The following is a 24515-nucleotide window of genomic DNA, read 5'->3' on the forward strand; positions in this document are numbered from 1 at the left end:
CATGCTTCAACAGTTTAAACAAATATCTCTTGCTGAAATGGATAAGGTAAAACTCCAAGACAGGGTTGATACTAAGTACTCCTTTCAGGCAAAACTACTTCCTGTTTTACTTGAAATGCTTTGCCCATTTTATAAAATTGTTGAAATAAATGGAAACAGGCTAAATAGTTATCATTCAATTTATTTTGATACTCCCAAACTGGATATGTTTATTGACCATCACAGGGGAAAGAACAACAGGGTGAAAATACGCTTGCGTAATTATGTAGAATCAAATCTGAGCTTTTTTGAAATAAAAAAAAAGAACAATAAAGGAAGAACCATAAAAAACAGAATTAAGGTAAATGGTTTATCTGAAAAGCTTAATGAAGAATTAAAAAGTTTTTTAAATTCATTTGATTCAACTATCCCTCTGAATTTAACACAAACACTCACTGTAGATTACAATAGAATTACATTGGTTGGAATTAATGACCCCGAACGACTTACCCTTGATATAAATCTTTCTTTTAATTCGGGTTCAAATTCATGCAATTTTAATAACATTGTGGTTGCTGAACTCAAGCAGGAAAAGCCAAATCCGTCTTCTATAGCAGTAAAAGCGCTGCATTCACTGCATATAAGGGAAGGATTTATGAGTAAATATTGCCTTGGCATAAGCTGTCTTTATAGTGGTGTTAAAAAAAATTTATTTAATTCGCGTATCCGATACATTAAAAATCTCAACTCAATATGAACCGTAACAATCTGCTATTTCTACTAATTATTCTCATTGCATTTATTTCTCCCTCCTCTGTTTTTTGCAGCAGTCATAATTATTCAGGCATTTCACCTAATGCTAATTTATTGGCTCAGAACAATGCTATGGATGAATTTGAAGAAGATTTAACTGAGGAGGATAACAAAAGCAAGAAAAAAAAGAAAGACAAGGACAAAGACAAGGACAAAGACAAGGATAAGGCCAAGGAGGATGTAAGCCTGAACATGGACTTCTTTTTGAGTCTTTTAATAAATATTATAACAGTTATTCTTATCATTCGTTTTATTTATTATCCAAATTATAAGAACCAGGACTCCCTTTTTACTTTTTTCCTTTTCAACATTATCGTATTCGTTCTTATGTATCTTCTTAACCAGATAAAAATATCTCTTGGAGCTGCCTTTGGATTGTTTGCAGTTTTTTCAATGCTTAGGTATAGAACAGAAAATATTACTGCAAAAGAAATGACCTACCTGTTTATAGTAATAGCTGTAGGACTTATTTCTGCTGTAAGGCTTGATACAATGGAATTAATAATGATAAACAGTGTTATTATTCTTATTACTTATGCCCTTGATGGCAACATATTGTTTAAAAGGGAATATTCAAAATTAGTTCAATATGAAAATATTGAATTAATAAAGCCTGAACGTCATTTAGAACTCATTGAGGATTTAAAAAACAGAACAGGATTAAAAATCCGCAGAATAGATATAATTAAAATGGATTTTTTAAGAGATACGGCTTCAATAAAAGTGTATTACCACAATTAATCTCAACTATTAAAAGGCACGAATTTTATAACTTAAGCCAAGCACATATCTTTGCTTTGGTTGGTTTGAGAAAAAATGCTGATAAAGGTAATAAATTTCAATTCTTGAAGTAGTATTTAGCCTGTAACCCAATCCTGCCCCTAACCTAATTCGGCTTAATTCAGGAAATTCAAATCGTGAGAGCTGATGTTTTAATTCAGAATAAACAAAAGGGAGATAGGATTTCTTAATTTTATATTCCAGCTTAACTTTATTTCTTCCGGCAGTCCTGGGAATCATTTCCCTGGCATCGTTAATAAAATCCTTGTGATTGTTTTGAAGAATAAAATCATAATTTATACTTATTCCATTTATTTTCTTCTCATAACCTAAAGCTCCATAATATTGATGATGAGTTAAAAAACCATTTTTCAAGGTGTTTTTTCTAACAAATACATATGCCCCTGATACTTCTACATTCTTAGAAAGGCGATAGGCTAAATTAAAATCTGCAAAAGCAATAGAAAAATGCATCATGTTTTCATTCAACCGTGATTGAAGGGTTAGAGTAGTTGCAATTCTCCTTGAATGAACTGTTTTATATTTAATTCCAGTCCAAACCTCAAAATCTTTTTGCTGCGCAAATAATGGAAAACTCAAAATAAAAAACAAGAGCGAAATACAGGCTTTCTTAAATTCCATTTTAATTTTATCTAACAACAAAGTTATTATTATCCTCAAAAATAATGTTAAAATTAAAAACAACACAGAGAAAGCCTAAAAAACAAGGCGTTTGAGTAAAAAAAATTAAAAGCAAAGGAATTGGGTGGCTATAATATAATCCTCCTAAAAATGCGAGATGGCATAGGCATAGTTATATTTTTTATTTCTTGCTTGATTAAATTCCAAGAATATTATTTCCGTATTTCATCCAGTTCCATGCCTTCAAGCATATGGGATAAAATAGGTTCGCATTTTTCGCGGCAGGCAGGGTAAAAATGGCCATGTTTCCAAAAGGCTGATTTAGGAGATAAACCCCACCAAAACTCAGCCATTGCCAAAGGTTTCATGTTATTTTGAAATGCATAATGTAAAAGCTTTGGGGCTGCACATTCTCCTGCTCCGCTTGGTGGATTTTTGTTTGAGTTCTTTTGAAAAACATCCCTTAAATTTTTTGCCTTCCCTGCCTGATTCAGAAAATAGTATTGATCAAAAAGCTTTTCTTGAAGGGCGGATGAGTTTTTCTTTCGCAATTTTTTAAGAGCTTCCGTTTTCTGTATATTTTCAGCTGACTTGGATTCTTGAAGTGTTTTTATTTCTTGATTTATTCGGGTAAGCTCTTCCATTCCAACATTTAAAAAACTGCCTTTTGTAAGTGCATCAAAAACCGGGGGAACAAATTTAGAATGGTGGTAACCTCCTGCCAATTTACCTGAAAATGCTGCAATAAAACCAATTTCATTATGCCGGGTTTTAACCAACAAAACACCAAACATTTTTCCAATAATTATCCCTGCTTTTCCTTGCTCCAGGCCAAAATTATGTTCCCATTCTTTTTGCTTTTGTATATAAATTTGAAGTTTTTCTACAGCTAATAAACACAATGGATGAGGGGTATATTCAAAAGGGAATGTAAACTTTTCAGGCAATAAATAATTCTCAATTGATTTATCAAAAGGGGTAAAATAAGCGTCTATGGCTACCAATGGATTTGTCAATAGTTTAATTTTTATCTTTATTTTACTGCATTTCTTTATTCTAATGCTAAATGTCCAAAAATTTTCAGGCATTTAATTGTACACGAAAATAAAGAAAATTCCTTGAAATACGTGGAACAGGAAAAGTAGCTTCTGTAGAAATAAAAATTTACTTGCATTGAGCTGTTTTTTTTTAATATAATTCAAGGCTCTGTCGTATGTTTCAATACCATGGCTAACATTATAAAAACTTTAAACACCTTTAATATCTTAAGAGATTATTAATTAACCACTTAAATTTCAATTTTATATTTTAATTTCTATGCTCCCTTTTTACTGTATTAGTATTAATTTTTTTGATTCTTTTTTAAATTTACTCGCTGTTATTTTATGTGTTTTTTAGAATTTATTGGAAAAAAGAGGATTTGTTTCTTACTTTATCACTGCAATATTTAAATGAATAAATATGAATTCATTTAAATATTGCAGTGAAATGCAAAAAAAACTTTGTTTAAGGCCAGGCATAATTAATCCGTAGTGCTATTGATCAAAAAAACAACATTTAAAATCACAATGTGAAATAGCCATGCACCAAACGTGCGCAAACACTAATGAATATAACATGGCGTCCCGATAAATCGGGATGACCTTTTAAAAACAAATTATCTACATATGAAAAAAACGGTTCAACTTTTAATCCTTCTGATGTTTCTATTTTCATGCGCTACTTCGCTTTATGCAAGGGCTGGTGGCGGTGGTGGAGGTGACAGCAGTTCAGGTTCATCTTCTTCAGGGTCCTCCTCCTCTTCATATTCCTCTTCATCGAGCAGTAATTCATCAGGCAATACCGTTGATGCCCCACCTTGGGTTGTAAAAGGGGTAATTGGTTTTGTTTCATGCTTTGTAATATTCATTCTATTTAATGTTATCAGAGAACTTATTTATTCAAAACGAAAACCTGGGCAATCCCCATCAAAGCGAAAAGATAACAACCAAGCTGTTTTTGACAATGTCTTTTTATCTGCAAATCCTGGCTTTGACAAAACCGTTTTTAAAACCAAAGTAAAAACTGCTTTTATGGCAATCCAAAAGGCATGGGAGGAGCAAGACCTTTCCTTGGTGAGAAACTGGATAAGTGATGGTGTATACCAGCGTTTTTGTTTACAGTTTGATATGATGAAACATTTGGGACAGAAAAATATACTTTCCAATATTTCCATTACTAAAATTCATTTTATTAAAGCTTCCCTGGAGAGCAGTTATAGTATTATAACAGTGGCCATTTACTTTAAAATGGATGACCGTTTTATTTCAGAAAAACTACCTGAACTCACTAAAAACTACACAGGGGAAGCGGCTATGGAATACTGGACTTTTGTTAAAAAATCAGGCGCTGTCCTTAATGACCTTTACTCCAGTAGTTCTTGCCCAAATTGTGGAGATGAATTAAGCAAAACAGGTGGTCAGATTAGCAAATGCCCATCCTGCTCAACAGTTACATATCTTGGGGATTATGATTGGGTTTTATCAGAAATAACACAGGAAGCTGATTATTCAGAAGATACTTCCCTTTGCATAGAGGATGAAAAACTAGAAACCCTTAGAACCGAAGAAGAATTTTGTATACAAAACATGGAGGATAAAGCCTCCAATGCATTTGTTCATTACTTGTTTGCATCTGCCTGGAATAAAACCCTGCATTTTAAACGGTTTGCAACAGATGAGGTTATTTCTAAAATTGAAAAAGAAAAGGATGAGCCATACATATTCAATCGAATGTACATTAACCGGGTTACATGTTCCAATTATAATTGCACAGAAGACACTCATAATCTCATCTTTGTTATTGTTTATTCTGCCCAAAAAGTAATGCATAAGGATAACAAAATAAAAAAATTAAATCGTGATGTGGAGTCGTTTCGAACTGCTATTACGCTGAGTCGAAAAATTGGAAAGGCCTCTTCCAAAAGCAAATTATGGAGTCATGAATGTTCAAATTGCGGTTCTCCATATGGAGATTCAATTAACTCCCAATGCGATTACTGCAAGGAAAAAATAAATTCCACAAAACATGATTGGATAGTCACTGGAATTTTAGATTGAGGAATGAGGGCTATTTTCAGGTTAGATAACACCAGCATAAATGAATTATGAGCCTTTATACTTTACAATAACTTCCTCTAATACCCTGAGCGGCAAATCTGGTAAGGAACGGTGTCTCAGTACTGAAAAAAAAGAAGATGCAATCAATGCACAGGAAAGTTCCTATTTCTTTTTCGGTGCGGAACTCATTGTAACCAAATACTTCAAAATTAACTCTTGCTGGCCTTCGTCAATCTTTAGTGTTTTTTTATTTGCTTTATGAACCATTCTGGGTACAATTTTATTCCATTGTTCCTCTGTGCGTGATGTTGGCTTTTTCAGGCCATGACAAGAACCACATTTTTGTTCAAAATGGGCTTTTCCCAAATTCAAATCAGCAAGGGTATAATCAGGAAATTTATTCGCTCTATCTACATCCTCTTGGGTTGGAATTGCAAGTTTAACTGAAACACAACTCACTAATAAAGCAAATACTGCAACAATACTTATTTTTTTCATTTTTTGATCATTTCGGTTATTTAGTCCCATTTTTTGAACAGGCAAGGCATAAAATATGCAAAAACAAAAGTACTAAATGAATTTCAAATGCTTTTTATTCAAAAAAATAAAATGAAATAGAAATGCAAACTTTATGCAAACATTTTATTGGTATAATTAAATTTATATTTACTATTGGAGCCAAATCAGAAGAAATTTCAGCTTACAATTTTGCACCGAGCACACAAGTCTTTTTATATTTTTTTACATTTCCTGAGAGATCAAAAATCTCAAAATAAATAATGTAAATTCCAATAGAAGCTTTCTCTCTACCTTCGTTAATTCCATCCCAGGAAATTATTCCTTCAGTACCAAGCAGTTCGCTTTTCATCAAATACCTTACAATTCTTCCCTGGGCATCAAATATGGTGATACTACCCACATAACCTGGGTTATCCAGTTTATAACTGATGTTTACAACATCATTGAAACCATCATTGTCTGGTGAAAATATTTTGGGTTCAATACCTATTGGATCTTCCGCAGGCACAATTCTTTTAAATTGCGAATTTAAGTATCCTGGGGTTGCAAAGCCAACACTTTCTGCTGCCGAATGCCAGTTGGAATTATCGCTGCTTGGCCTTTCAGGATCAATACGCTCAAGAGAAACACCTTTAAGATTATTCAATAATGGAAAATGCATTTTTTCTGTATAATCAAATCTGTCAACTATGGTATTGTCCTTTTTTGAAAGCACTACTCTGCCTTCTAAATTCGTAAAAGAAGGCAATGAGGCCATCTTTAAAAAAGCCTTTTCATTATCAGTTTCATAATGCTCCTGAACAATTACCGGGTTAGTGGATAAAACAAGAAAATCACCCGGAAATAAAATGTAACCAACAGTATCAATGTCCTTTATTGAAGATAATTCACCAGTGGTAGCCTCAGCAGTTGAAAGTCTTATTTCTTTTAAATTAATAATTTTGTTTGAACGATTAAAAATCTCAACAAAGTCAACACCCATATCTTTGGGATTGAATAAGATTTCATTAATAATAATATCATTACCTACACAAGATTCAGCAATTGCAAAGCGTGCAGAACTTTCGCTTACATTAATTTGATTTCCTACACAATCCCTGATATCCTGTGTTAGGGTAACTGTATAAATGATTTCACTTTTAATTGAAGATGGAAGCTTAAGAATTACAGAATTAAATTCAGGTTCGATCCCAATTGCCATCAAAGGATTTCCCATATCATTGTCAATTGAGTAAGAAAGCACATTGCCAATAGTTTGGGCACTAAGCGGTTCATTAAAATACAATCTAATCGTTATGGAATCTATTATTGAAACCCGAATCAATTGAGGAGTTTTGTTATCAGGATTTAAAGAATAAGTTGAATTTATTTTCCCAGGGGTTCCGCCTGAAAGGTCATTTGAAGCTTTCCAATTGTTAATTCCCCCACATGGATTTAAGGGGTCAATTTGCTCCAAAGACCAACCACCACCCGATTTATTGTTGTTTTTATACCAGGAATCCAAATAAGATACAGTTGATATTATTTCTCCTGTTTGATTTTTAATTGTTACCGTTCCACCTGTATTTGCAAGTGTACCCAAAGAAGCGATGCCTGTTGTTGAACCAAAGGTCGAAAAAACATCTACTGCAGTAGAATTGCATACTATTAAATAATCATTGGGCATTATGCTAATGCAAGGAAAACTTTTGGTTGTATTTCCAATTGTAATTGTCCACCCGTTCAAATTAACAGGAAAATCAGTGCGGTTATATAATTCTAAGTATTCCTGATCAGGTAAACCAACAACAGGATCAGCCTTAATCATAAGTTCATTTATTACAACATCAAAAGGCTTTGCCTGGTGGATTGCAAACTTTATGTTTTGCCCTGCCATTGTATTTCCTGCACAATCATTAATTCCGCTGTTAATTGCAAGTGTATAAATAACCTCAGGCAGCAGAGTACTGGATAGGGTCAAAACAATTGAGGAAACAAGAGTTCCCTGCAATGTTACCCCTGAAGGCACTCCAATGCCATTATCGATAATATAAGAAGAAAGGCTAGTTAAAGCCGCACCTTGAACAGGTTCGCTAAATATAATTTCTATGCTGTTTCCAGTAATCACACACGTGCTAATTACTTTGGGTGCAACAATGTCAGGGTTTATTCCATAAATGGAGTTTTTACTTCCGGGAGTGCCTCCCATTCCATTCACTGAGGCCTTCCAGTTTCCTTTTCCTCCACAGGGATTTTCCGGATCAATTTGTTCCAGAGACCAACCACCTTCTTTTTTTATATTATCCATATACCATGTGTCATCATATTGTATGGCATGAATTGTGGCTCCTGTTCCATCTTTTAATGAAATGGAAGTTCCTGAATTTGTAAGAGCAGAACTTGATAAACTTGTTACAGCTACTACATTTCCAAATTGCTGAAGCTCTGCCAGGGCAGCAGGTGCACATAATAATAAATAACCAAAAGGGGCAATAATTACTTCAGGTAAAGTTCGGTTAGTAGTGCCATGAGAGAAGGTCCAGTTTTTAACATTTATTGGTAAAGATGTGGTATTATAAAGCTCAATATATTCATAATCCGGCAATCCAATTACAGGACTAGGATCAACCATTAATTCATTCAATACAATATCATATTGCTTAACAGTATAATGGTAAAAATTATGATCAGAGCTAATTAAAGTATTTCCAGCAAAATCTTTTATGTTACTTACGGTAAGTAAATTATTAATGCCATCAGCAAAAGAAGTGGCAAAAGTGAGGTTAACCAATGCTGGATTTAAATTGTTGCGAACTGCGCTAAGTGGATTACCTAAACCATTATCTGCTGAATAATTAAAGGTGTTTTCTGCCTCAGTAGCTGAAACCCCCTCACTGAATATTACTTCCAACTCTGTTGTGGATAATACTTTTACGCTTTGAACTAAAGGAGCAGTGTTGTCAATTATAAAAGGTCCTGAATAAAAATCGTCAAAATAAAATTTGGTAATATTAGAAACTGTGTATTGACAATGAACACCAAAAAAACCACTTGTATTATACGTGTTATCAGTACCACTAGCCTGACTTATAAAGTTGTACCCTCCATTAGGATCTGCAAATACATTCCATAAACCCAAATTATTTCTTTTAACCTTCACCCTGATTGTAAAAGCATTGGCAATAAGGCCATCAGAACCACGGCAAACCAGGGTAGAGATAGTTCCGCTTTGGCGATAAAGCTCTACCGCATCCAGCGAACCATTTTCTCCAAACTTTAGATAATAACCATTTAAGGAACCAGTTAGATTCGTATTATCAGAGGAAAGGTAAACCCTTGAAAGATTATTTATTGAAGGAGAAAAGCTAAGTTGAATAAAAAACTGCCATTCCATATTATCAATTGAGGTTCCGGCACTGGGTGTAGAAAGGTAAGATGTACCAGCAAGGCTTGAATTTAACTGAAGTTGAAAATTTGTGTTTATTGTAAAGTCACTTGTGCTTCCTGTCCATATTGGATCTGCGGTAAAATTTCCATCACTGAAATTATCTGTTATGCTTTGAGCGTTTACCATTAAAGGAAAGAACAGCAGAAAAAGAATTTTTTTCATTTTTTTGTATCGCTTAACTCATTGTAATGCGTAAATATAGTAATTTTGCATCCGTTTAAGTATTAATAAATTGTAAATAAATGAAAATCGCAGTTGTTGGCGTAACCGGATTGGTGGGTACGGTGATGTTAAAAGTTCTGGAAGAAAGGAAGTTTCCCTTAACTGAATTAATTCCTGTCGCCTCAGAAAATTCAGTTGGAAAAAAAGTCCTGTTTAATGGAAAATCATTTGAAATTGTTTCCATGCAGGATGCCATAAAACAAAAACCGCACATTGCAATATTTTCCGCGGGAGGTGAAGTTTCTTTAAAATGGGCTCCTGAATTTGCCAAAGTGGGAACTTCAGTAATTGATAATTCTTCAGCATGGAGAATGCATCCGGATAAAAAATTAATTGTTCCTGAAATTAATGCCTCAGAACTTACTAAAGAGGATAAAATAATTGCAAATCCTAATTGTTCAACTATTCAATTGGTTATGGCCCTGGCCCCATTACATAAAATTTATGGTCTAGAAAGAATTGTTGTATCCACCTATCAGTCAGTTACTGGTACAGGCGTAAAAGCGGTAACTCAACTTGAAAACGAAAGAAAAGGCATTACCTCCGAAATGGCCTACAGGTATCCGATAGATAAAAACTGCATTCCACAATGTGATGATTTTACATCTAACGGATACACAAAAGAAGAAATGAAACTGGTAAATGAGCCACGTAAAATTTTTAGCGATCCTGGTATTTCAATAACTGCCACTGCTGTTCGTGTTCCTGTTGTTGGTGGGCATTCAGAATCTGTAAATGTTTCATTTAAAAAAGATTTTGATCTTGAGCATGTAAGGGAATTATTGAAAAACACGAAAGGAATCAGTGTAAAAGATGATATCGCTTCTTTTGAATATCCCATGCCTAGAGATTCTCAAGGAAGAGATGAGGTTTTTGTTGGAAGATTAAGAAGAGATTATTCATTTCCTAATTCTCTAAACATGTGGATAGTGGCAGATAATTTAAGAAAAGGGGCTGCTACAAATGCAATACAAATTGCAGAGTATTTAGTCCAAAACAATTTGATTTCATAAAATTCATTACACCTTAAAATTTAATTTTTTCTCTTTTTTGATAGGAAAACAATTGAAAGAAAATTATTTATTTAAACATTTTTTTTTGTGTTTATAAACGCTTATCTTAGCAATAAATAAAGAAAAAACAGCGTTAGCAAAATAACATATTTACACTAATTAATTAATCGTTTACAAACCCACTTAATCCCCCCTTTCCTTGAATCTCATCAGCATAAAAAAACGTATTCGGAAATACTGGCTTCAATTGTTGATGGAAAAAACATCATCAAGAGCTGTTGCTTTTAGTTTTGCTATGGGTACTTTTATTGCAATTCTTCCTACACCTGGTTTCGGAATTTTTCTTGCCTTACTATTGGCATATTTTTTTAAACAGTTAAACAGTCTTTCAATTGTAGTTTCATTTGCAGTTTGGAATCCTTTACTACTTGCCCCTGTTTACCTTTTAAGCTATAAACTTGGTGATTGGATTTTTGATCCATCTTTAACATTGTTAACCAATATTGCCTGGGTAAACACTTCAATTGCATTCCTCAAGACTTATTTAGTTGGAAATGCAATAGCCGCAGTTGTTATATCCACAATCTGCTACTTCATTGTTTATAAAATAATGGAAGCCTACAAATTGAAAAAAGTAGAAAGAAGAAACAACAGGAGGATTAAAAATATTACTCCCCCAACTCAATCAGAAGAAGCAGCTTAGACACTTCATTTGCCTTTATTGTTGCTTCAAAGCCTACATACTTACACCACCATTTCATAAATTTCCTCTTTCTACCTTTTCAAGCAAATTTAGAATCACTGAACTTTTAATAAGAATCAGGAAAAGGCTAAGGTTGGACAAGGAAATGCTTCCAGGAAATAATATTTAAACATACAATAAAATCTGAATAATCAGAAAAGCAGTGTGGCATCAATTAAAAGTCTACCGCTTCAACTGATATAATTTGGGGAACTGCTTTTTTTACAGCCTCCTCCACTCCATTTTTCAAGGTCATAGCACTCATTGAGCAGGAACTGCAAGCACCCGTTAATTTCACTTTAAGAACATAATTTTCAGTGACTTCAACAAGTTCCATATCACCTCCATCAGCATTTAAGAAAGGTCTTAACTGAGCCAGAGCTTCTTCGATTTTATTTAACATGTCAGGATCAGTGATAATTCCCATTGAATTTATGATTATTTTAGGCTTTTGCGAATTTAACATTTATTTTCAACACCTGTTCAACAAGATTTTCAGTTACCTCTTTAAAGGCCAATGCTTGAGGAGTTGTTTGTTGTAACACCGCAGGCCTTCCTGAATCTCCCGATTCACAAATGCTTTGTACAAGAGGTATTTGCCCTAGTAAAGGGACCTCAAGCGTTTCTGCAAGTATTTTTGCACCATCTTTTCCAAAAATATAATACTTGTTTTCAGGTAATTCGGCAGGAGTAAAATAGGCCATGTTTTCTATTATACCAAGAATTGGAATATTTATTTGAGGCAGTTGGAACATTGCCACTCCCTTTTTAGCATCAGCAAGGGCTACAGATTGTGGTGTACTTACAATAACAATACCTGTTAAATTTATTGTTTGAACCAATGAAAGATGAATATCTCCAGTTCCAGGAGGTAAATCAATGAGAAGATAATCCAACTCTCCCCAATTTGCTTCAGTGAAAAGCTGAGTAAGGGCTTTTGTTGCCATAGGACCACGCCATACAACAGCTTGATTGATGTCAGCAAAAAAACCAATAGATAGCAATTTAACCCCATGGCTTTCAATAGGCTTAATAAGGCTTTTTCCATCAATATTCTCAACTACCGGGCGTTCATGTAAAACATCAAACATCATCGGAATAGAAGGACCATAAATATCTGCATCAACCAAACCTACCTTATAACCTTGTAAAGCCAAAGAAACTGCAAGGTTTGAGGCCACTGTGGATTTCCCAACGCCACCTTTTCCAGATGCAACCGCAATTGTATTTTTTACCTGCTTAAGAATATTTCTTTGCTCGGGCTCCCTTTCACTTTCTACAGGAAGTGCAAGAATATTAATTTCACTTTTAACGCCCTTGCCAAAAAAACGTTCAATAGCATGTTCACAAGCCTCTTCCATGCGCTTGCGACTGTGCATGGCAGGATTGTTTATTTTAACGCTGAATTTCAAAACCTCATCAACTATTTCAATATCAGAAACCAGTCCAAGGGCAACAATGTCTTTTTTCAAATCCGGCTCTATCACATAAGTTAAAGCTTCGATCAATTTTTCTTTTGTCATTTTTTATAGCTCAGATTTTTATTTAAAACAGAACTCCAATGAATTTTGTTTTACTCTTTATATAAATCTTTTAATTTTAGTACCTATTTTATATATTCTTCTTTAGGAACGCGTCCCATCCCTGTGCTGTTATAGGATGAAGGGTATTTGTTTTTGTAACCAAATTAATTCCCGAGGCCATATCAGTTATGTGACCAATAACAGTAAGATTTGGATTCGCTTTTATTTTATCGAAATCATTTTGTGCTATAGTAAAAAGCAATTCATAATCTTCTCCCCCACTAAGAGCACAAAGAGTAGGATCAAGATTAAAATCCCTTGCCGTATTATATGTAACAGGATCAATAGGTATTTTTTCCTCATATAACCTGCACCCAACCTTAGATTGGTTGCATAAATGAAGAATTTCCGAGGCCAAACCATCAGATATGTCAATCATGGAATTGGGATGAACCGCAAGTGCATTTAACAAACCCTTTATATCTGCTCTTGCTTCAGGTTTTAATTGTCTTTCAAGGATATAATCATGGCCTTCAAGATCGGGTTGTATTTTTGGGTTTTCCTTAAAAACACTATATTCCCTTTCAAGAACTTGCAAACCAACGTATGCTCCACCTAAATCGCCTGTAACTACAATTAAATCACCTTCTTTTGCAGTATTACGAAAAACAGCCTTATCTGCTTCAACCTCGCCAAGAGCTGTAACACTAATAACCAAACCACTTAAGGAAGAAGTGGTATCTCCTCCAACTAGATCAATTCCATATTTTTCACATGCAATATAAATTCCCTGGTAAAGCTCCTCTACCGCGTCAACTCCAAATTTGCTGGAAACAGCAATTGAAACAGTTACTTGTTTGGGACTCGCATGCATAGCGCATATATCCGAAAGATTAACCACAATGGCTTTATAACCCAAATGCTTAAGAGGAACATAAGAAAGGTTGAAATGTACCCCTTCAACAAGCATATCGGTAGTTATAACAGTTTGTTTATCCTTATAATCAATTATCGCAGCATCATCTCCCACCCCTTTAACAGAACTCGGGTTTCTTAATTTTATATTTTTGGTTAAATGGTCAATCAAACCAAATTCTCCCAATTCGCTCAATTCCATTTTTGAAGGGTTTTCCAACATAATTCCAATTGTTTTTACTTGAAAATTTTACGGATGCAAAGGTAGGGATAATTACTTTTTATCGAATCGTTTTTATTGAAATACCAAAAACAATTGTTTACATACAATTAAGGAGTCCAAAAATTGATTATATTTAAGAGTTGTTAATCCTAACTTCAGAATTAAAATCCATTATTTTAAAAATAGCATTCAGCCTGTTTTAAACATACACAATATGAATGAAATAAGCATCTATATTAAGTACATAGCCCATTTCATAGAAATTATTGGAGTTCTTACTATTGTTATTGGCATAACACTGGCTTTAATTAAATATATTTTTACATTTCAGGGAATTAAACCAAGGTCGTATAAAACATTGAGACATGAGCTTGGAAAAGGTATATTATTAGGATTGGAGATATTGGTGGCAGCAGACATTATTGCAACAGTTGTTACAGAAGCAACAATGGAAAGGGTTTTAACATTAGGGGTAATTATATTGATAAGAACTTTATTGAGCCTATCTCTGGAAGTAGAATTAGAGGGAAGATTTCCATGGAAAAAATCCCAAAATAAAATATAAAATATTCCTGGTTTACTTTCTTTAGGAAAGATGTAACAATAGATAAAAGCCAATCAAGCCCAAAGGGCTTTAACTTAAATGACCTGGATTCATTCCTTCATAAAAAGCAAAAAGCAAAAGCCCAAAGGGCTTTAATATGAATAACCACTTTTAAATTCAACTATTTATTTGTATCAATACCATAAAAAAGGTATTTTTGTATTCGATTTAAGCCTTACTTAGATTTAATCTAAATAACAATAAGGGCTTAAAATCGTTTTATAAGTACATTAAAAACATTGGACACATTATGATAACAGTATCAGACAATGCCAGGTCAAAGGTTTTAAGCCTAATGGCAGAGGAAGGCATGGAAAACGGTTTTGTACGTGTTGGCGTGCAGGGCGGGGGTTGTTCAGGGCTTTCATATAAAATGGAATTTGACAACAATATGAAACCAGAGGATCAGGTTTTTGAGGATAAAGGAGTGAAAGTAGTGGTGGATAAAAAAAGTATTTTATACCTGGTAGGTACGGAACTTGATTATTCAGGCGGACTTAATGGAAAAGGCTTTCAGTTTATAAATCCTAATGCATCAAGAACATGCGGATGCGGAGAAAGCTTTGCAGTTTAATCCTAATTGCTTAATTAAGCTAGAGGATTGATTTTAAAACTTATAAAACAGTAGAATAAAGAATAAAATTAATGGCAGAAGATAAGGACATATTAGAGCAGGTAACGGGCACAGAATATAAATATGGTTTTGTTACCAATATAGAATCCGACATGGCTCCAAAAGGGCTGAGTGAAGATACTATTCGATTTATTTCAGCCAAAAAAAACGAACCTCAATGGATGCTTGATTGGAGACTTAAAGCATACAAACAGTGGTTAAAAATGCAAGAACCTAAATGGGCGCATGTACATTACCCTAAAATTGATTTCCAGGATTCTTATTATTATGCGGCCCCAAAGCAGAAACCAAAATTAGATAGCCTTGACCAGGTGGACCCGGAATTGCTGGATACCTTCAATAAGCTTGGTATATCATTGGTTGAACAAAAAAGATTGAGCGGAGTGGCAATTGATGTGGTGATGGATAGTGTTTCAGTAGCCACTACTTTTAAAGAAAAACTTGGAGAGCTTGGTATCATCTTTTGTTCCTTTGGTGAAGCAGTACAAAAACATCCGGAACTTGTACAAAAATATATGGGATCCGTTGTACCTGTTTCTGATAATTTTTATGCCGCACTTAATTCCGCGGTATTTACAGATGGTTCTTTTTGCTATATTCCAAAAGGAGTAAAATGCCCAATGGAATTATCAACTTATTTCAGAATAAACGAAGCCAAAACAGGACAATTTGAAAGAACACTTATTATAGCAGACGAGGACAGTAAGGTGAGTTACCTTGAGGGCTGCACAGCTCCAATGCGCGATGAGAACCAGCTTCACGCTGCTATAGTGGAAATTATTGCATTGAAAAATGCAGATGTAAAATATTCAACGGTACAGAACTGGTATCCGGGAAATAAAGAAGGAATTGGAGGAGTATATAACTTTGTTACAAAAAGAGGGATTTGCCTTGGAGATAATTCTAAAATTTCATGGACACAGGTAGAAACAGGCTCTGCAATTACATGGAAGTACCCCAGTTGCATTTTAAAAGGCGACAACTCAGTTGGTGAATTTTATTCTGTTGCAGTTACAAACAACTTTCAACAAGCCGATACTGGAACCAAAATGATCCACATTGGAAAAAACACAAAAAGCATTATTATTTCCAAAGGAATTTCTGCCGGAAATAGCAATAATTCCTACAGGGGATTGGTAAAAATTCAAAAAAGTGCAGAAAATGCAAGAAATTTCTCCCAGTGTGATTCATTGTTAATGGGTGATAAATGTGGAGCGCATACCTTTCCTTATATAGAAGTTGCTAATAAATCCTCTAAAGTGGAACATGAGGCAACTACATCTAAAATAGGAGAAGATCAAATATTTTATTGCAATCAAAGAGGAATTGCAACTGAAAAGGCTGTAAGTTTAATTGTAAACGGTTACTGTAAAGATGTGTTAAATCAATTGCCAATGGAATTTGCTGTAGAAGCTCAAAAATTACTTGCCATTTCTTTGGAAGGCAGTGTCGGTTAAAGAAAAAGTGAATAGATTAACCAGAACTATTTTAATAGATAAAAATAATATTATTTAAAAAGTAAATAATTGAAATCCTAAAGCAAATTCAATTATCAACTTTAAACGCTAAAAAAGATGTTAAAAATTACAAATTTAGAAGCCTCCATAAATGGAAAGCAAATCCTTAAAGGTTTAAACTTAGAAATTAAAGCAGGTGAGATACATGCCATTATGGGGCCTAATGGTTCTGGAAAAAGCACGCTTGCTTCCGTTCTTGCTGGAAGAGAAGATTATGAAATTACCGGGGGAGAAATTACCTTCAATGGAAAAGATTTATTGGAAATGGCTCCGGAGGAAAGAGCAAGAGAAGGGGTGTTTTTAGCTTTTCAATATCCTGTGGAAATTCCAGGAGTTAGCAATATAAATTTTTTAAAAACAGCTATCAATGAAATTCGTGAACATAAAGGACTTGAGCCTATAAGTGCAAAGGATTTCCTTGCAATGGTTAAAGAAAAACAGAAATTAGTTGAATTTGATGCCAAACTTACCAAACGCTCCGTTAATGAGGGCTTTTCGGGTGGAGAAAAAAAACGAAATGAAATTTTTCAGATGGCTATGCTTGAACCTAAATTTTCAATCCTTGATGAAACAGACTCAGGACTTGATATTGATGCTTTGAGAATTGTTGCAAATGGTGTAAACAAATTGCGTTCAAAGGACAATGCTGTTGTTTTAATTACCCATTATCAAAGGCTTTTAGATTATATCGTTCCTGATTTTGTACATGTGCTTTACAATGGGAAAATTGTTAAATCAGGTGGCAAAGAATTGGCCCTGGAACTTGAAGAAAAAGGATATGATTGGATTAAAGAAGAAGCTGCTCAATTTAACATGAAAATTAGCTGATTGAATTTAAAGTTAAATTGACTTCTACATCTTGTTTTTAGGGGTGTAAAAGCTTAGAAATTAAAGTATATTAAATGGAAACAACAACAGCAATAAATCCCAGGGATAAATTCATAAAACAACTTTCTGGTCTTGAATTTAATGATCAGGAAATTTATCTTGCAAATATCCGTAAGCAAGCCAAGGAAGCTTATCACACATTGGATTTCCCAACCTCCAGAACTGAGGATTGGAAGTATACTAAAGTAACTGGAATTGTTAAAAATGAATTTCAGGCTTTACCTTCAAATGTTCCAGTTGATATTAAACCCTATTTGCTTGATGGTGCGGATAAAAACCGCCTGGTATTTGTAAATGGTTTTTTTAGAAAAGATCTTTCTGTTATCGGCACATTACCTGGTCAGCTGATTATAGAAAACATTACAAATGCTGCCGATTTACATCCAGAATTATTTAATAACTATTTTGCCCGTTTTGCCGATTTCAAATCAACTATTTTCACCTCATTAAATACGGCATTTTTTACTGGGGGGGCTTTTATTTTTATTGCAGATAAAGCTATTATTGAAAACCCAATTCATGTTATTCACCTAATTGTTGGAGACAATGTAATTTCCCAACCAAGAAATCTCATTATATCAGGAAAGAGTTCCCAGGCAAACGTTATTTACACCTTTGATACAATTCATTCCAAACTTGCATTTACAAATGTTGTAACAGAAATATATGTAAAAGAAAATGCACACCTTACTTTGGATAAGGTGCAAAATGAAAACTATGAAACTTCGCATATTGCAACTGAACAGGTTTACCAGGAAGCAGACAGCAATTTTACCATAAATACAGTAACAATAAATGGTGCCCTTGTTAGAAACAACCTGAATATAGTGGTTGATGCTGAAAACTGTGAATCAAATCTAAATGGCTTGTACCTTCCTCAGGGGAACCAACATGTGGATAACCATACTTTAGTTGATCATCGAAAAGCTCATTGTCAAAGTAATGAGTTGTATAAAGGAGTTATGAGTGATCAATCAACAGGAGTGTTTAATGGGAAAGTATTTGTAAGGCAGGATGCACAAAAGACTAACGCTTTCCAATCAAATAAAAACATTTTGTTAAGTGATGATGCATCAATCAACTCTAAACCTGAACTTGAAATATATGCCGATGATGTAAAATGCAGCCATGGCTCAACTACCGGACAAATGGATGAAGAAGGTATTTTTTACCTGCGTTCAAGAGGTATTGGTGAGGCAAATGCTATTAACTTAATGATGAATGCTTTTGTTTCAGATGTTATTAATAAGATTAAATGCCTGCCACTTAAGGAAAAAGTAGAATTATTATTGGATAAAAGATTAAACAAAAATAAAAATTGAAAGAACAAAGTGGAAATAGTGCAACCTTTAAAGGTTTGGACATTGAAAAAACACGTAAGGATTTTCCAATTCTATCCACTTTGGTTAATGGCAAACCTCTGGTTTATCTTGACAATGCAGCAACGTCACAAAAGCCTCAACAGGTTATAGATGTAATTACAAACTATTATACTAAACAAAACAGTAACATTCACAGGGGTGTTCACTATTTAAGCCAGTGCGCAACCGAAGCCTTTGAAGATTCCCGTGAAAAAATTCGTGCTTTTATTAATGCTCCCCAGGCTAAACAGATTATTTTTACAAAAGGCACCACAGATGCTATTAATTTAATCGCTACAGGTTATGGCAGAAAATTTATAGGAAAAGGTGACCAGGTGATTATTTCAGCAATGGAGCATCATTCAAATATTGTTCCCTGGCAAATGCTTTGCGAGGAAAAACAGGCTAGTCTTAAAATTATTCCTATCAATGAAAAAGGAGAGATAATTTTTGAAGCGTTTGAAAAGATGCTTAATCCAAAAGTTAAATTAATTTCTATTTGCCATGTTTCAAATGCTTTGGGAACTATAAATCCTGTAAAAGAAATTATTCAAAAAGCTCATGAATTTAATATTCCTGTGGTGATTGACGGTGCTCAGGCAGTTCATTTCATGAAAGTAGATGTACAGGAACTGGATTGTGATTTCTATGCCTTTTCTGGTCATAAAATGTTTGGCCCTACTGGAATTGGAATTTTGTACGGAAAAGAAGCTTTGCTTAATGAAATGAACCCCTACCAAGGCGGAGGAGATATGATAAAAACAGTATCTTTTGAAAAGACTATTTACAATGAAATTCCGCATAAATTTGAGGCCGGCACCCCAAACATTGAAGCAGGAATAGCACTTGGAGCAGCTATCGATTATATCAATTCTATTGGCATTGAAAACATTCATGCACAGGAGAAAGAATTGCTCGAATATGCCACAAAAAAATTAACTGCAATTGAAGGACTCCAAATAATTGGAAGGGCGAAAGAAAAATCAGGCGTTATTTCTTTTATTGTAAATGGCCTTCACCCATACGACATTGGAGTGATATTGGACAAATTAGGAATTGCAATACGCACAGGCCATCATTGCACACAACCCTTAATGGAACGTTTAAATTTACCTGGAACTGCACGTGCTTCCTTCGCTTTTTACAATACCATAAATGAAGTGGATACGTTAGTTAAAGGAATAGAAAAAGCAATACAAATGTTAAAATAAGGGGAAGCTTACCCTTTAAAAAGAATTGGAAATGTCTATAAATGAAATACAGCAGGAGATAATTGAGGAGTTTTCCTTTTTTGAGGATTGGATGGAAAAATATGAACACATTATTGATCTTGGAAAATCCTTACCCTTGATTAAAGATGAATTTAAAACTGAAGAAAGGCTGATAAAAGGGTGTCAATCCAGGGTATGGCTTCATTCTGAGATGAAAGATGGAAAGCTCGTTTTTTATGCAGATAGTGATGCAATTATTACCAAAGGGTTAATTGGTTTAATGGTTAGGGTTCTTTCCAATCAAAAACCTGAAGAAATAGTAAATGCAGATTTGTATTTTATTGATAAGATTAATTTAAAAGAACATCTGTCTCCAACCCGTTCAAATGGATTGCTTTCAATGGTTAAGCAAATGAAGATGGATGCTCTCGTTAGACAGTAAATAAACAAGTTTATAGGTCTTAAAACCTACTTATTGAAGAAACAAAATGATTACAGATAGGAAACAATTAGAAAAAATGATTATTGAGGCCATAAAAACAGTTTATGACCCGGAAATTCCTGTTGATGTTTATGAACTTGGTTTAATCTACGAAATCAATATCAATGACGAGGCCAATGTGGATATTAAAATGACGCTCACTTCTCCTTCTTGCCCGGCAGCGGAAGAATTGCCCGGTGAAGTGGAACTTAAAACCAAACAGGTTCCTGGTGTTACCAATGCAGCAGTTACAATAGTTTTCGATCCGCCCTGGGAAAAAAGCATGATGAGTGAGGAAGCTCAACTTGAGTTGGGTTTTATGTAAAATTTTTATCCCTCAAGCTCCCATAAATACAGAAATTAGATTATTAAACAATGGATAAAGAATTGGAAATAGAAAACAAAGTTGATAAAAGTGGATTAATCACTTTAAACCTTGAGGATTTTTATCCTCAAGGTGATCGCATTTTGTTTGATATTAAAGAATGTCTTTATCAGGGAATAATTCTAAAGGAGAAAGAATTCAGGGAATTTATTAAAAACCACAATTGGGACAAGTATCAAAACAAATTCGTAGCTATATATTGTTCAGCCGATGCAATAGTTCCAACCTGGGCATACATGCTTTTAACCGCTGAATTGGAACCTTTTGCAAGCAAACTTGTTTTTGGTGATTTACACCTTCTTGAAACAGTGTTGTTCCTGGATGCATTAAAAAACCTTGAAATTCCAAAATATAAAGATGAGCGGGTAATTATAAAAGGTTGTTCCAAATTTCCTGTTCCACCCTCTGCTTATGTAGAACTTACCAGGCTTTTGAGGCCTGTTGCAAAAAGTATAATGTTTGGTGAGGCTTGTTCCACTGTACCTATATACAAGAAAAAATAAATTGATACACCTTCACATCTGATTCCTGGCCTTTACCAGAATCTTGAATCACATCCAGTTTTTTCGCTTAAAATAAAGCAATAAAGATAAACCAACAATTATCATAATTCCCCACACAGTATAGTACCCATATTCCCAGTCTAATTCAGGCATCACTCTAAAATTCATTCCATATACTCCCACAAGAAAGGTTAGAGGAATAAAAATTGTGGCAATAATCGTAAGGGTTTTCATAACATCATTCTGGCGGTTGCTTATACTGCTCATATAAATATCCAGTATACTTGATAGCATTTCCCGGTAGGTATCAATTGAGTCCATTACCTGAATAGTATGGTCATAAACGTCTTTAATAAATACCCGGGTATGAGCACTAACAATTGTCATGTCATTATTCATAAGGGAATTTAATACTTCCCTTAAAGGCCAAATGTTTTTTCGAAGCAAAATAAAATCTCTTTTCAGTCTATTTATCTCATACAATAATTCAATAGATGGATCATCTAAAACTTTTTCCTCAAGCATTTCAATTTTATTGCCTAATTGTTCCAAAACAAGGTAAAACCGGTCAACTATAACATCCAGCAGAGCATAAGCAAGATAATCAGTTCCTGACTTTCTGATTTTTCCTTTTCCTGCTTCCAAACGCAATCTTACAGGATCAAATACATCACCTTCAAGTTCCTGAAAAGAAATTATAAATTCCTGATTGAAAATAATACTTACCTGTTCATGGATAACCTCGTCTTTAATCGTATCAAAATTAATCATATTTAACACTAAAAAGAGGTAGTTTTCGCCCTCTTCCAACTTTGGTCTCTGACCTAAATGAAGAATATCTTCAACAAACAAAGGATGAATTTTATAGGAAGAACAAATTTGGTCTACAATGGAAGTATTAAGGCCATTGATATTGATCCAAACAGAACCTTTTTTACTGCTTAGTAATTTTTCAAGATCTGATGGATTTACCAATTCCTTTTTTTCAAGAATGTCTTCCCCATAACAATAGGCAGAAATGGAATAGTTTTCAGAAGAAGTTGTAATATGGTCGATAGAACCAGGTGAAAGCCCGATTCTTTTACGGTTATACCTGCGTGTGAATTTAGCCATGGCCTAAAGTTATTAAATTATGAGTACAAAGAATTGTTTAACAGAAATCAAGGTTTTTACCTCATAAAATTCAAAGTAAATGCTTGTAGGAATTGATTTAATTGCATCTTCTCAAATAAATGAAGAGAGTTAAAGTGTAAAGGCTAACTCTGTGGCTATAATAAGCCCAATTTATAGGGGTTTATTTACCTGTAGAAAATTAACCAAAGGGTTAAAATTATTTTTTATAAAAATTCATTTCATCTATGTAATGCCGGGCAGGTTCGGGTATCATATACCTTACATCTTTTTTATTTTTAATTGCTGCACGTATGAAACTTGAAGATAATTCAATTAAGGGTGCCTCAATGAGATGGATTTTTTTATGATCCTTCAAAGTGCTTTCGTTGGGTTCTACTCGTGGATAAACGTAAAGTTCACATTGCTGGAGAATTTGCTCGTAATTCTTCCATTTGTGGAAATTAACAAGGTTATCAGTTCCAACAATAAGAGCGAAATCATTTTTAGGATATTTTTCATTTAAATAAGTAAGAGTATCAATCGTATAAGAAGGCTGAGGAAGCTTAAATTCTATGTCACTAGCCTTGAGTTTAGGATTGTCTCCAATTGCCAGCCTCACCATTTCCAATCGATGATGCTCATCCAACAATGTTTTTTTTATTTTAAGGGGATTGTGAGGAGAAACAACAAACCAAACTTGTTTTAGGTCAGTATATTCAGCCATGTAATTTGCAAGGATCATATGCCCCACATGCACAGGATTAAAAGAACCAAAAAACAAACCTATTTTCAAAGTAATTACAATTTCCAGTTGTAGGTATCAATATCAACAAGACATGCTTTTAAAAGATCAATACAACCTCTAATGTCTTCCCTATTTGCAGTTTCTATAACCTGGTGAATATGTCTTGTAGGAATCGAAATGGCTCCAGCAATAGCTCCACCAGCAGTATTTCTTTGCATTCCAGCTGTATCGGTACCTCCGGCAGGTAAAATTTCAGTTTGAAATTTTATTTGGTGTTTAGCCGCAGTTTTTTTCATAAAATCTACCATTCTAAAATCACAGATAGTTGATGAATCCATAATTTTAATTGCAGCACCACAACCAAGTTTGGTTATATTTTCATGATCCTTTGCTCCTGGTACATCATAGGCAATGGTTGTATCTAATCCAAAACCAAAATCAGGCTGAATCTGAAGGGCAGAAGCAAAAACACCACGTAAGCCTACCTCCTCCTGAACAGTAAATACTGCATAAATATCATAGGGAGTTTCTTTGAGTTCACGCAATACTTCAATAAGAATATATACGGATACTCTATTATCAATGGACTTGCAATTAACGCAATCGCCCATTTCTATGAGTTCTCTTTCTCGGGAAATTGTATCACCAACTGTTACAATTTTCTCCACCTCTTCCCTCTTCATCCCTAAATCAATGAAAAAATCCTCAATTTTAACAGGTTTACCCCGCTCATCCTGAGACATAATATGAACTGGTTTCGAGCCCATTACCCCAATTACATCTTTTTTTCCATGCACTATTACCCTTTGAGCTGTAAGTGTTTTTGGGTCAAAACCACCAAGTGTATGAAATCTTAAAAAACCATTCTTATCAATGTGAGTAGTAATAAAACCTATCTCATCCATATGGGCTGCAATCATTACCTTTTTAGCAGGTTTCCCTTTGGTAACTTTTCCTTTTTTATAGGCTGTTACATTTCCCATGTTATCTACACTGATCTTATCAGCCAGATCTTTTATTTCACGTAAAACAACTGCACGTATTCTTTGTTCATATCCAGGAACACCAGGAGTTTCACAAATTTCCTTTAATAATTTAATATTTAAATCCTTACTTTTCTTTTTCATCTGTATCTAGTTTGTCTTTTAACAACCCTATTATATTCATTCCTGGTTGC

24 protein-coding genes are annotated in these 24515 nt (G+C 34.2%); 14 read left to right on the top strand and 10 right to left on the bottom strand.

Features of this window, described 5'->3' with window-relative positions; translation table 11 throughout:
- Position 1 precedes the first annotated feature (1 nt).
- Positions 2-736 (top strand): polyphosphate polymerase domain-containing protein, encoded by a 735-nt coding sequence (locus H0V01_13395; protein MBA2584372.1) that lies wholly within the window; start codon positions 2-4, stop codon positions 734-736.
- 248 nt (positions 737-984) lie between these two features.
- Positions 985-1533, top strand: a complete 549-nt coding sequence (locus tag H0V01_13400; GenBank protein MBA2584373.1) for a DUF4956 domain-containing protein — start codon at positions 985-987, stop codon at positions 1531-1533.
- 9 nt (positions 1534-1542) lie between these two features.
- Here H0V01_13400 and H0V01_13405 read toward each other — a convergent pair whose 3' ends face one another.
- Complete coding sequence (locus H0V01_13405) at positions 1543-2214, bottom strand: DUF2490 domain-containing protein (GenBank protein ID MBA2584374.1); 672 nt, start codon at positions 2212-2214, stop codon at positions 1543-1545.
- A gap of 212 nt (positions 2215-2426) precedes the next feature.
- Entirely contained in the window at positions 2427-3218 is a 792-nt protein-coding gene (locus H0V01_13410; GenBank protein ID MBA2584375.1) for a pseudouridylate synthase, read from the bottom strand.
- A gap of 663 nt (positions 3219-3881) precedes the next feature.
- Here H0V01_13410 and H0V01_13415 point away from each other — a divergent pair.
- Positions 3882-5312: a TIM44-like domain-containing protein gene (locus H0V01_13415; GenBank protein ID MBA2584376.1), complete on the top strand. Its 1431-nt coding sequence runs from the start codon at positions 3882-3884 to the stop codon at positions 5310-5312.
- Between the two features lie 162 nt (positions 5313-5474).
- Here the strand turns inward: H0V01_13415 and H0V01_13420 are convergent, their stop codons facing one another.
- Positions 5475-5810, bottom strand: coding sequence for a hypothetical protein (locus tag H0V01_13420; protein MBA2584377.1), 336 nt, complete (start codon positions 5808-5810; stop codon positions 5475-5477).
- A gap of 202 nt (positions 5811-6012) precedes the next feature.
- Positions 6013-9420 carry a lamin tail domain-containing protein gene (locus H0V01_13425; protein ID MBA2584378.1) on the bottom strand — a complete coding sequence of 1136 codons (3408 nt, stop codon included), beginning with the start codon at positions 9418-9420 and terminating at the stop codon, positions 6013-6015.
- Between the two features lie 80 nt (positions 9421-9500).
- Here H0V01_13425 and H0V01_13430 point away from each other — a divergent pair, with 80 nt between their 5' ends.
- On the top strand, positions 9501-10493 hold the full coding sequence (locus H0V01_13430; protein MBA2584379.1) for an aspartate-semialdehyde dehydrogenase: 993 nt from the start codon (positions 9501-9503) through the stop codon (positions 10491-10493).
- 253 nt (positions 10494-10746) lie between these two features.
- Complete coding sequence (locus H0V01_13435; protein ID MBA2584380.1) at positions 10747-11196, top strand: DUF2062 domain-containing protein; 450 nt, start codon at positions 10747-10749, stop codon at positions 11194-11196.
- 214 nt (positions 11197-11410) lie between these two features.
- Here the strand turns inward: H0V01_13435 and H0V01_13440 are convergent, their stop codons facing one another.
- The 3 genes from H0V01_13440 to thiL form a co-directional block, all read right to left on the bottom strand.
- Positions 11411-11638: a NifU family protein gene (locus H0V01_13440; GenBank protein ID MBA2584381.1), complete on the bottom strand. Its 228-nt coding sequence runs from the start codon at positions 11636-11638 to the stop codon at positions 11411-11413.
- Positions 11639-11678: 40 nt separating this feature from the next.
- Positions 11679-12758 carry an Mrp/NBP35 family ATP-binding protein gene (locus H0V01_13445; protein MBA2584382.1) on the bottom strand — a complete coding sequence of 360 codons (1080 nt, stop codon included), beginning with the start codon at positions 12756-12758 and terminating at the stop codon, positions 11679-11681.
- An 88-nt stretch (positions 12759-12846) separates the two neighbouring features.
- On the bottom strand, positions 12847-13896 hold the full coding sequence (gene thiL / locus H0V01_13450; GenBank protein MBA2584383.1) for a thiamine-phosphate kinase: 1050 nt from the start codon (positions 13894-13896) through the stop codon (positions 12847-12849).
- 214 nt (positions 13897-14110) lie between these two features.
- On the opposite strand from thiL, the gene H0V01_13455 reads away from it, so the two are divergent.
- From H0V01_13455 to H0V01_13495, 9 genes are all read left to right on the top strand, one after another.
- Positions 14111-14461, top strand: a complete 351-nt coding sequence (locus H0V01_13455; GenBank protein MBA2584384.1) for a DUF1622 domain-containing protein — start codon at positions 14111-14113, stop codon at positions 14459-14461.
- 289 nt (positions 14462-14750) lie between these two features.
- Positions 14751-15074, top strand: a complete 324-nt coding sequence (locus H0V01_13460; protein MBA2584385.1) for an iron-sulfur cluster assembly accessory protein — start codon at positions 14751-14753, stop codon at positions 15072-15074.
- 71 nt (positions 15075-15145) lie between these two features.
- A complete protein-coding gene (gene sufB / locus H0V01_13465; protein ID MBA2584386.1) occupies positions 15146-16591 on the top strand; it encodes a Fe-S cluster assembly protein SufB in 1446 nt (481 codons plus the stop codon).
- A 117-nt stretch (positions 16592-16708) separates the two neighbouring features.
- Positions 16709-17479: a Fe-S cluster assembly ATPase SufC gene (gene sufC, locus H0V01_13470; GenBank protein MBA2584387.1), complete on the top strand. Its 771-nt coding sequence runs from the start codon at positions 16709-16711 to the stop codon at positions 17477-17479.
- Between the two features lie 74 nt (positions 17480-17553).
- The gene (gene sufD, locus H0V01_13475; protein ID MBA2584388.1) at positions 17554-18861 is read left to right on the top strand and encodes a Fe-S cluster assembly protein SufD; all 1308 of its coding nucleotides are present in this window, start codon (positions 17554-17556) and stop codon (positions 18859-18861) included.
- A gap of 35 nt (positions 18862-18896) precedes the next feature.
- On the top strand, positions 18897-20111 hold the full coding sequence (locus H0V01_13480) for a cysteine desulfurase (protein MBA2584389.1): 1215 nt from the start codon (positions 18897-18899) through the stop codon (positions 20109-20111).
- Positions 20112-20142: 31 nt separating this feature from the next.
- Complete coding sequence (locus H0V01_13485) at positions 20143-20553, top strand: SufE family protein (GenBank protein MBA2584390.1); 411 nt, start codon at positions 20143-20145, stop codon at positions 20551-20553.
- A 46-nt stretch (positions 20554-20599) separates the two neighbouring features.
- Entirely contained in the window at positions 20600-20917 is a 318-nt protein-coding gene (locus H0V01_13490; GenBank protein MBA2584391.1) for an SUF system Fe-S cluster assembly protein, read from the top strand.
- A 50-nt stretch (positions 20918-20967) separates the two neighbouring features.
- A complete protein-coding gene (locus H0V01_13495) occupies positions 20968-21480 on the top strand; it encodes a DUF2480 family protein (protein ID MBA2584392.1) in 513 nt (170 codons plus the stop codon).
- Between the two features lie 48 nt (positions 21481-21528).
- On the opposite strand, the gene corA is transcribed toward H0V01_13495, so the two are convergent.
- The 3 genes from corA to H0V01_13510 all read right to left on the bottom strand — a co-directional run bounded on the left by corA (position 21529) and on the right by H0V01_13510 (position 24465).
- Positions 21529-22593 (bottom strand): magnesium/cobalt transporter CorA, encoded by a 1065-nt coding sequence (corA, locus tag H0V01_13500; protein ID MBA2584393.1) that lies wholly within the window; start codon positions 22591-22593, stop codon positions 21529-21531.
- Positions 22594-22810: 217 nt separating this feature from the next.
- Positions 22811-23386 (bottom strand): nicotinate-nucleotide adenylyltransferase, encoded by a 576-nt coding sequence (locus H0V01_13505; GenBank protein MBA2584394.1) that lies wholly within the window; start codon positions 23384-23386, stop codon positions 22811-22813.
- 5 nt (positions 23387-23391) lie between these two features.
- Positions 23392-24465, bottom strand: a complete 1074-nt coding sequence (locus H0V01_13510) for a M42 family metallopeptidase (protein ID MBA2584395.1) — start codon at positions 24463-24465, stop codon at positions 23392-23394.
- Positions 24466-24515: the final 50 nt, after the last annotated feature.

The organism is Bacteroidota bacterium (assembly GCA_013696965.1).
Lineage (GTDB): Bacteria > Bacteroidota > Bacteroidia > JACCXN01 > JACCXN01 > JACCXN01.

Coding starts and splice junctions, on each gene's coding strand:
- H0V01_13490 (MBA2584391.1), top strand. CDS start 20,600: ATGATTACAGATAGGAAACAATTAGAAAAAATGATTATTGAGGCCATA.
- H0V01_13440 (MBA2584381.1), bottom strand. CDS start 11,638: ATGTTAAATAAAATCGAAGAAGCTCTGGCTCAGTTAAGACCTTTCTTA.
- H0V01_13425 (MBA2584378.1), bottom strand. CDS start 9,420: ATGAAAAAAATTCTTTTTCTGCTGTTCTTTCCTTTAATGGTAAACGCT.
- sufD (MBA2584388.1), top strand. CDS start 17,554: ATGGAAACAACAACAGCAATAAATCCCAGGGATAAATTCATAAAACAA.
- H0V01_13495 (MBA2584392.1), top strand. CDS start 20,968: ATGGATAAAGAATTGGAAATAGAAAACAAAGTTGATAAAAGTGGATTA.
- H0V01_13460 (MBA2584385.1), top strand. CDS start 14,751: ATGATAACAGTATCAGACAATGCCAGGTCAAAGGTTTTAAGCCTAATG.
- H0V01_13430 (MBA2584379.1), top strand. CDS start 9,501: ATGAAAATCGCAGTTGTTGGCGTAACCGGATTGGTGGGTACGGTGATG.
- H0V01_13455 (MBA2584384.1), top strand. CDS start 14,111: ATGAATGAAATAAGCATCTATATTAAGTACATAGCCCATTTCATAGAA.
- H0V01_13395 (MBA2584372.1), top strand. CDS start 2: ATGCTTCAACAGTTTAAACAAATATCTCTTGCTGAAATGGATAAGGTA.
- H0V01_13510 (MBA2584395.1), bottom strand. CDS start 24,465: ATGAAAAAGAAAAGTAAGGATTTAAATATTAAATTATTAAAGGAAATT.
- H0V01_13415 (MBA2584376.1), top strand. CDS start 3,882: ATGAAAAAAACGGTTCAACTTTTAATCCTTCTGATGTTTCTATTTTCA.
- sufC (MBA2584387.1), top strand. CDS start 16,709: ATGTTAAAAATTACAAATTTAGAAGCCTCCATAAATGGAAAGCAAATC.
- H0V01_13405 (MBA2584374.1), bottom strand. CDS start 2,214: ATGGAATTTAAGAAAGCCTGTATTTCGCTCTTGTTTTTTATTTTGAGT.
- H0V01_13420 (MBA2584377.1), bottom strand. CDS start 5,810: ATGAAAAAAATAAGTATTGTTGCAGTATTTGCTTTATTAGTGAGTTGT.
- H0V01_13400 (MBA2584373.1), top strand. CDS start 985: ATGGACTTCTTTTTGAGTCTTTTAATAAATATTATAACAGTTATTCTT.
- sufB (MBA2584386.1), top strand. CDS start 15,146: ATGGCAGAAGATAAGGACATATTAGAGCAGGTAACGGGCACAGAATAT.
- H0V01_13445 (MBA2584382.1), bottom strand. CDS start 12,758: ATGACAAAAGAAAAATTGATCGAAGCTTTAACTTATGTGATAGAGCCG.
- corA (MBA2584393.1), bottom strand. CDS start 22,593: ATGGCTAAATTCACACGCAGGTATAACCGTAAAAGAATCGGGCTTTCA.
- thiL (MBA2584383.1), bottom strand. CDS start 13,896: ATGTTGGAAAACCCTTCAAAAATGGAATTGAGCGAATTGGGAGAATTT.
- H0V01_13485 (MBA2584390.1), top strand. CDS start 20,143: ATGTCTATAAATGAAATACAGCAGGAGATAATTGAGGAGTTTTCCTTT.
- H0V01_13435 (MBA2584380.1), top strand. CDS start 10,747: ATGGAAAAAACATCATCAAGAGCTGTTGCTTTTAGTTTTGCTATGGGT.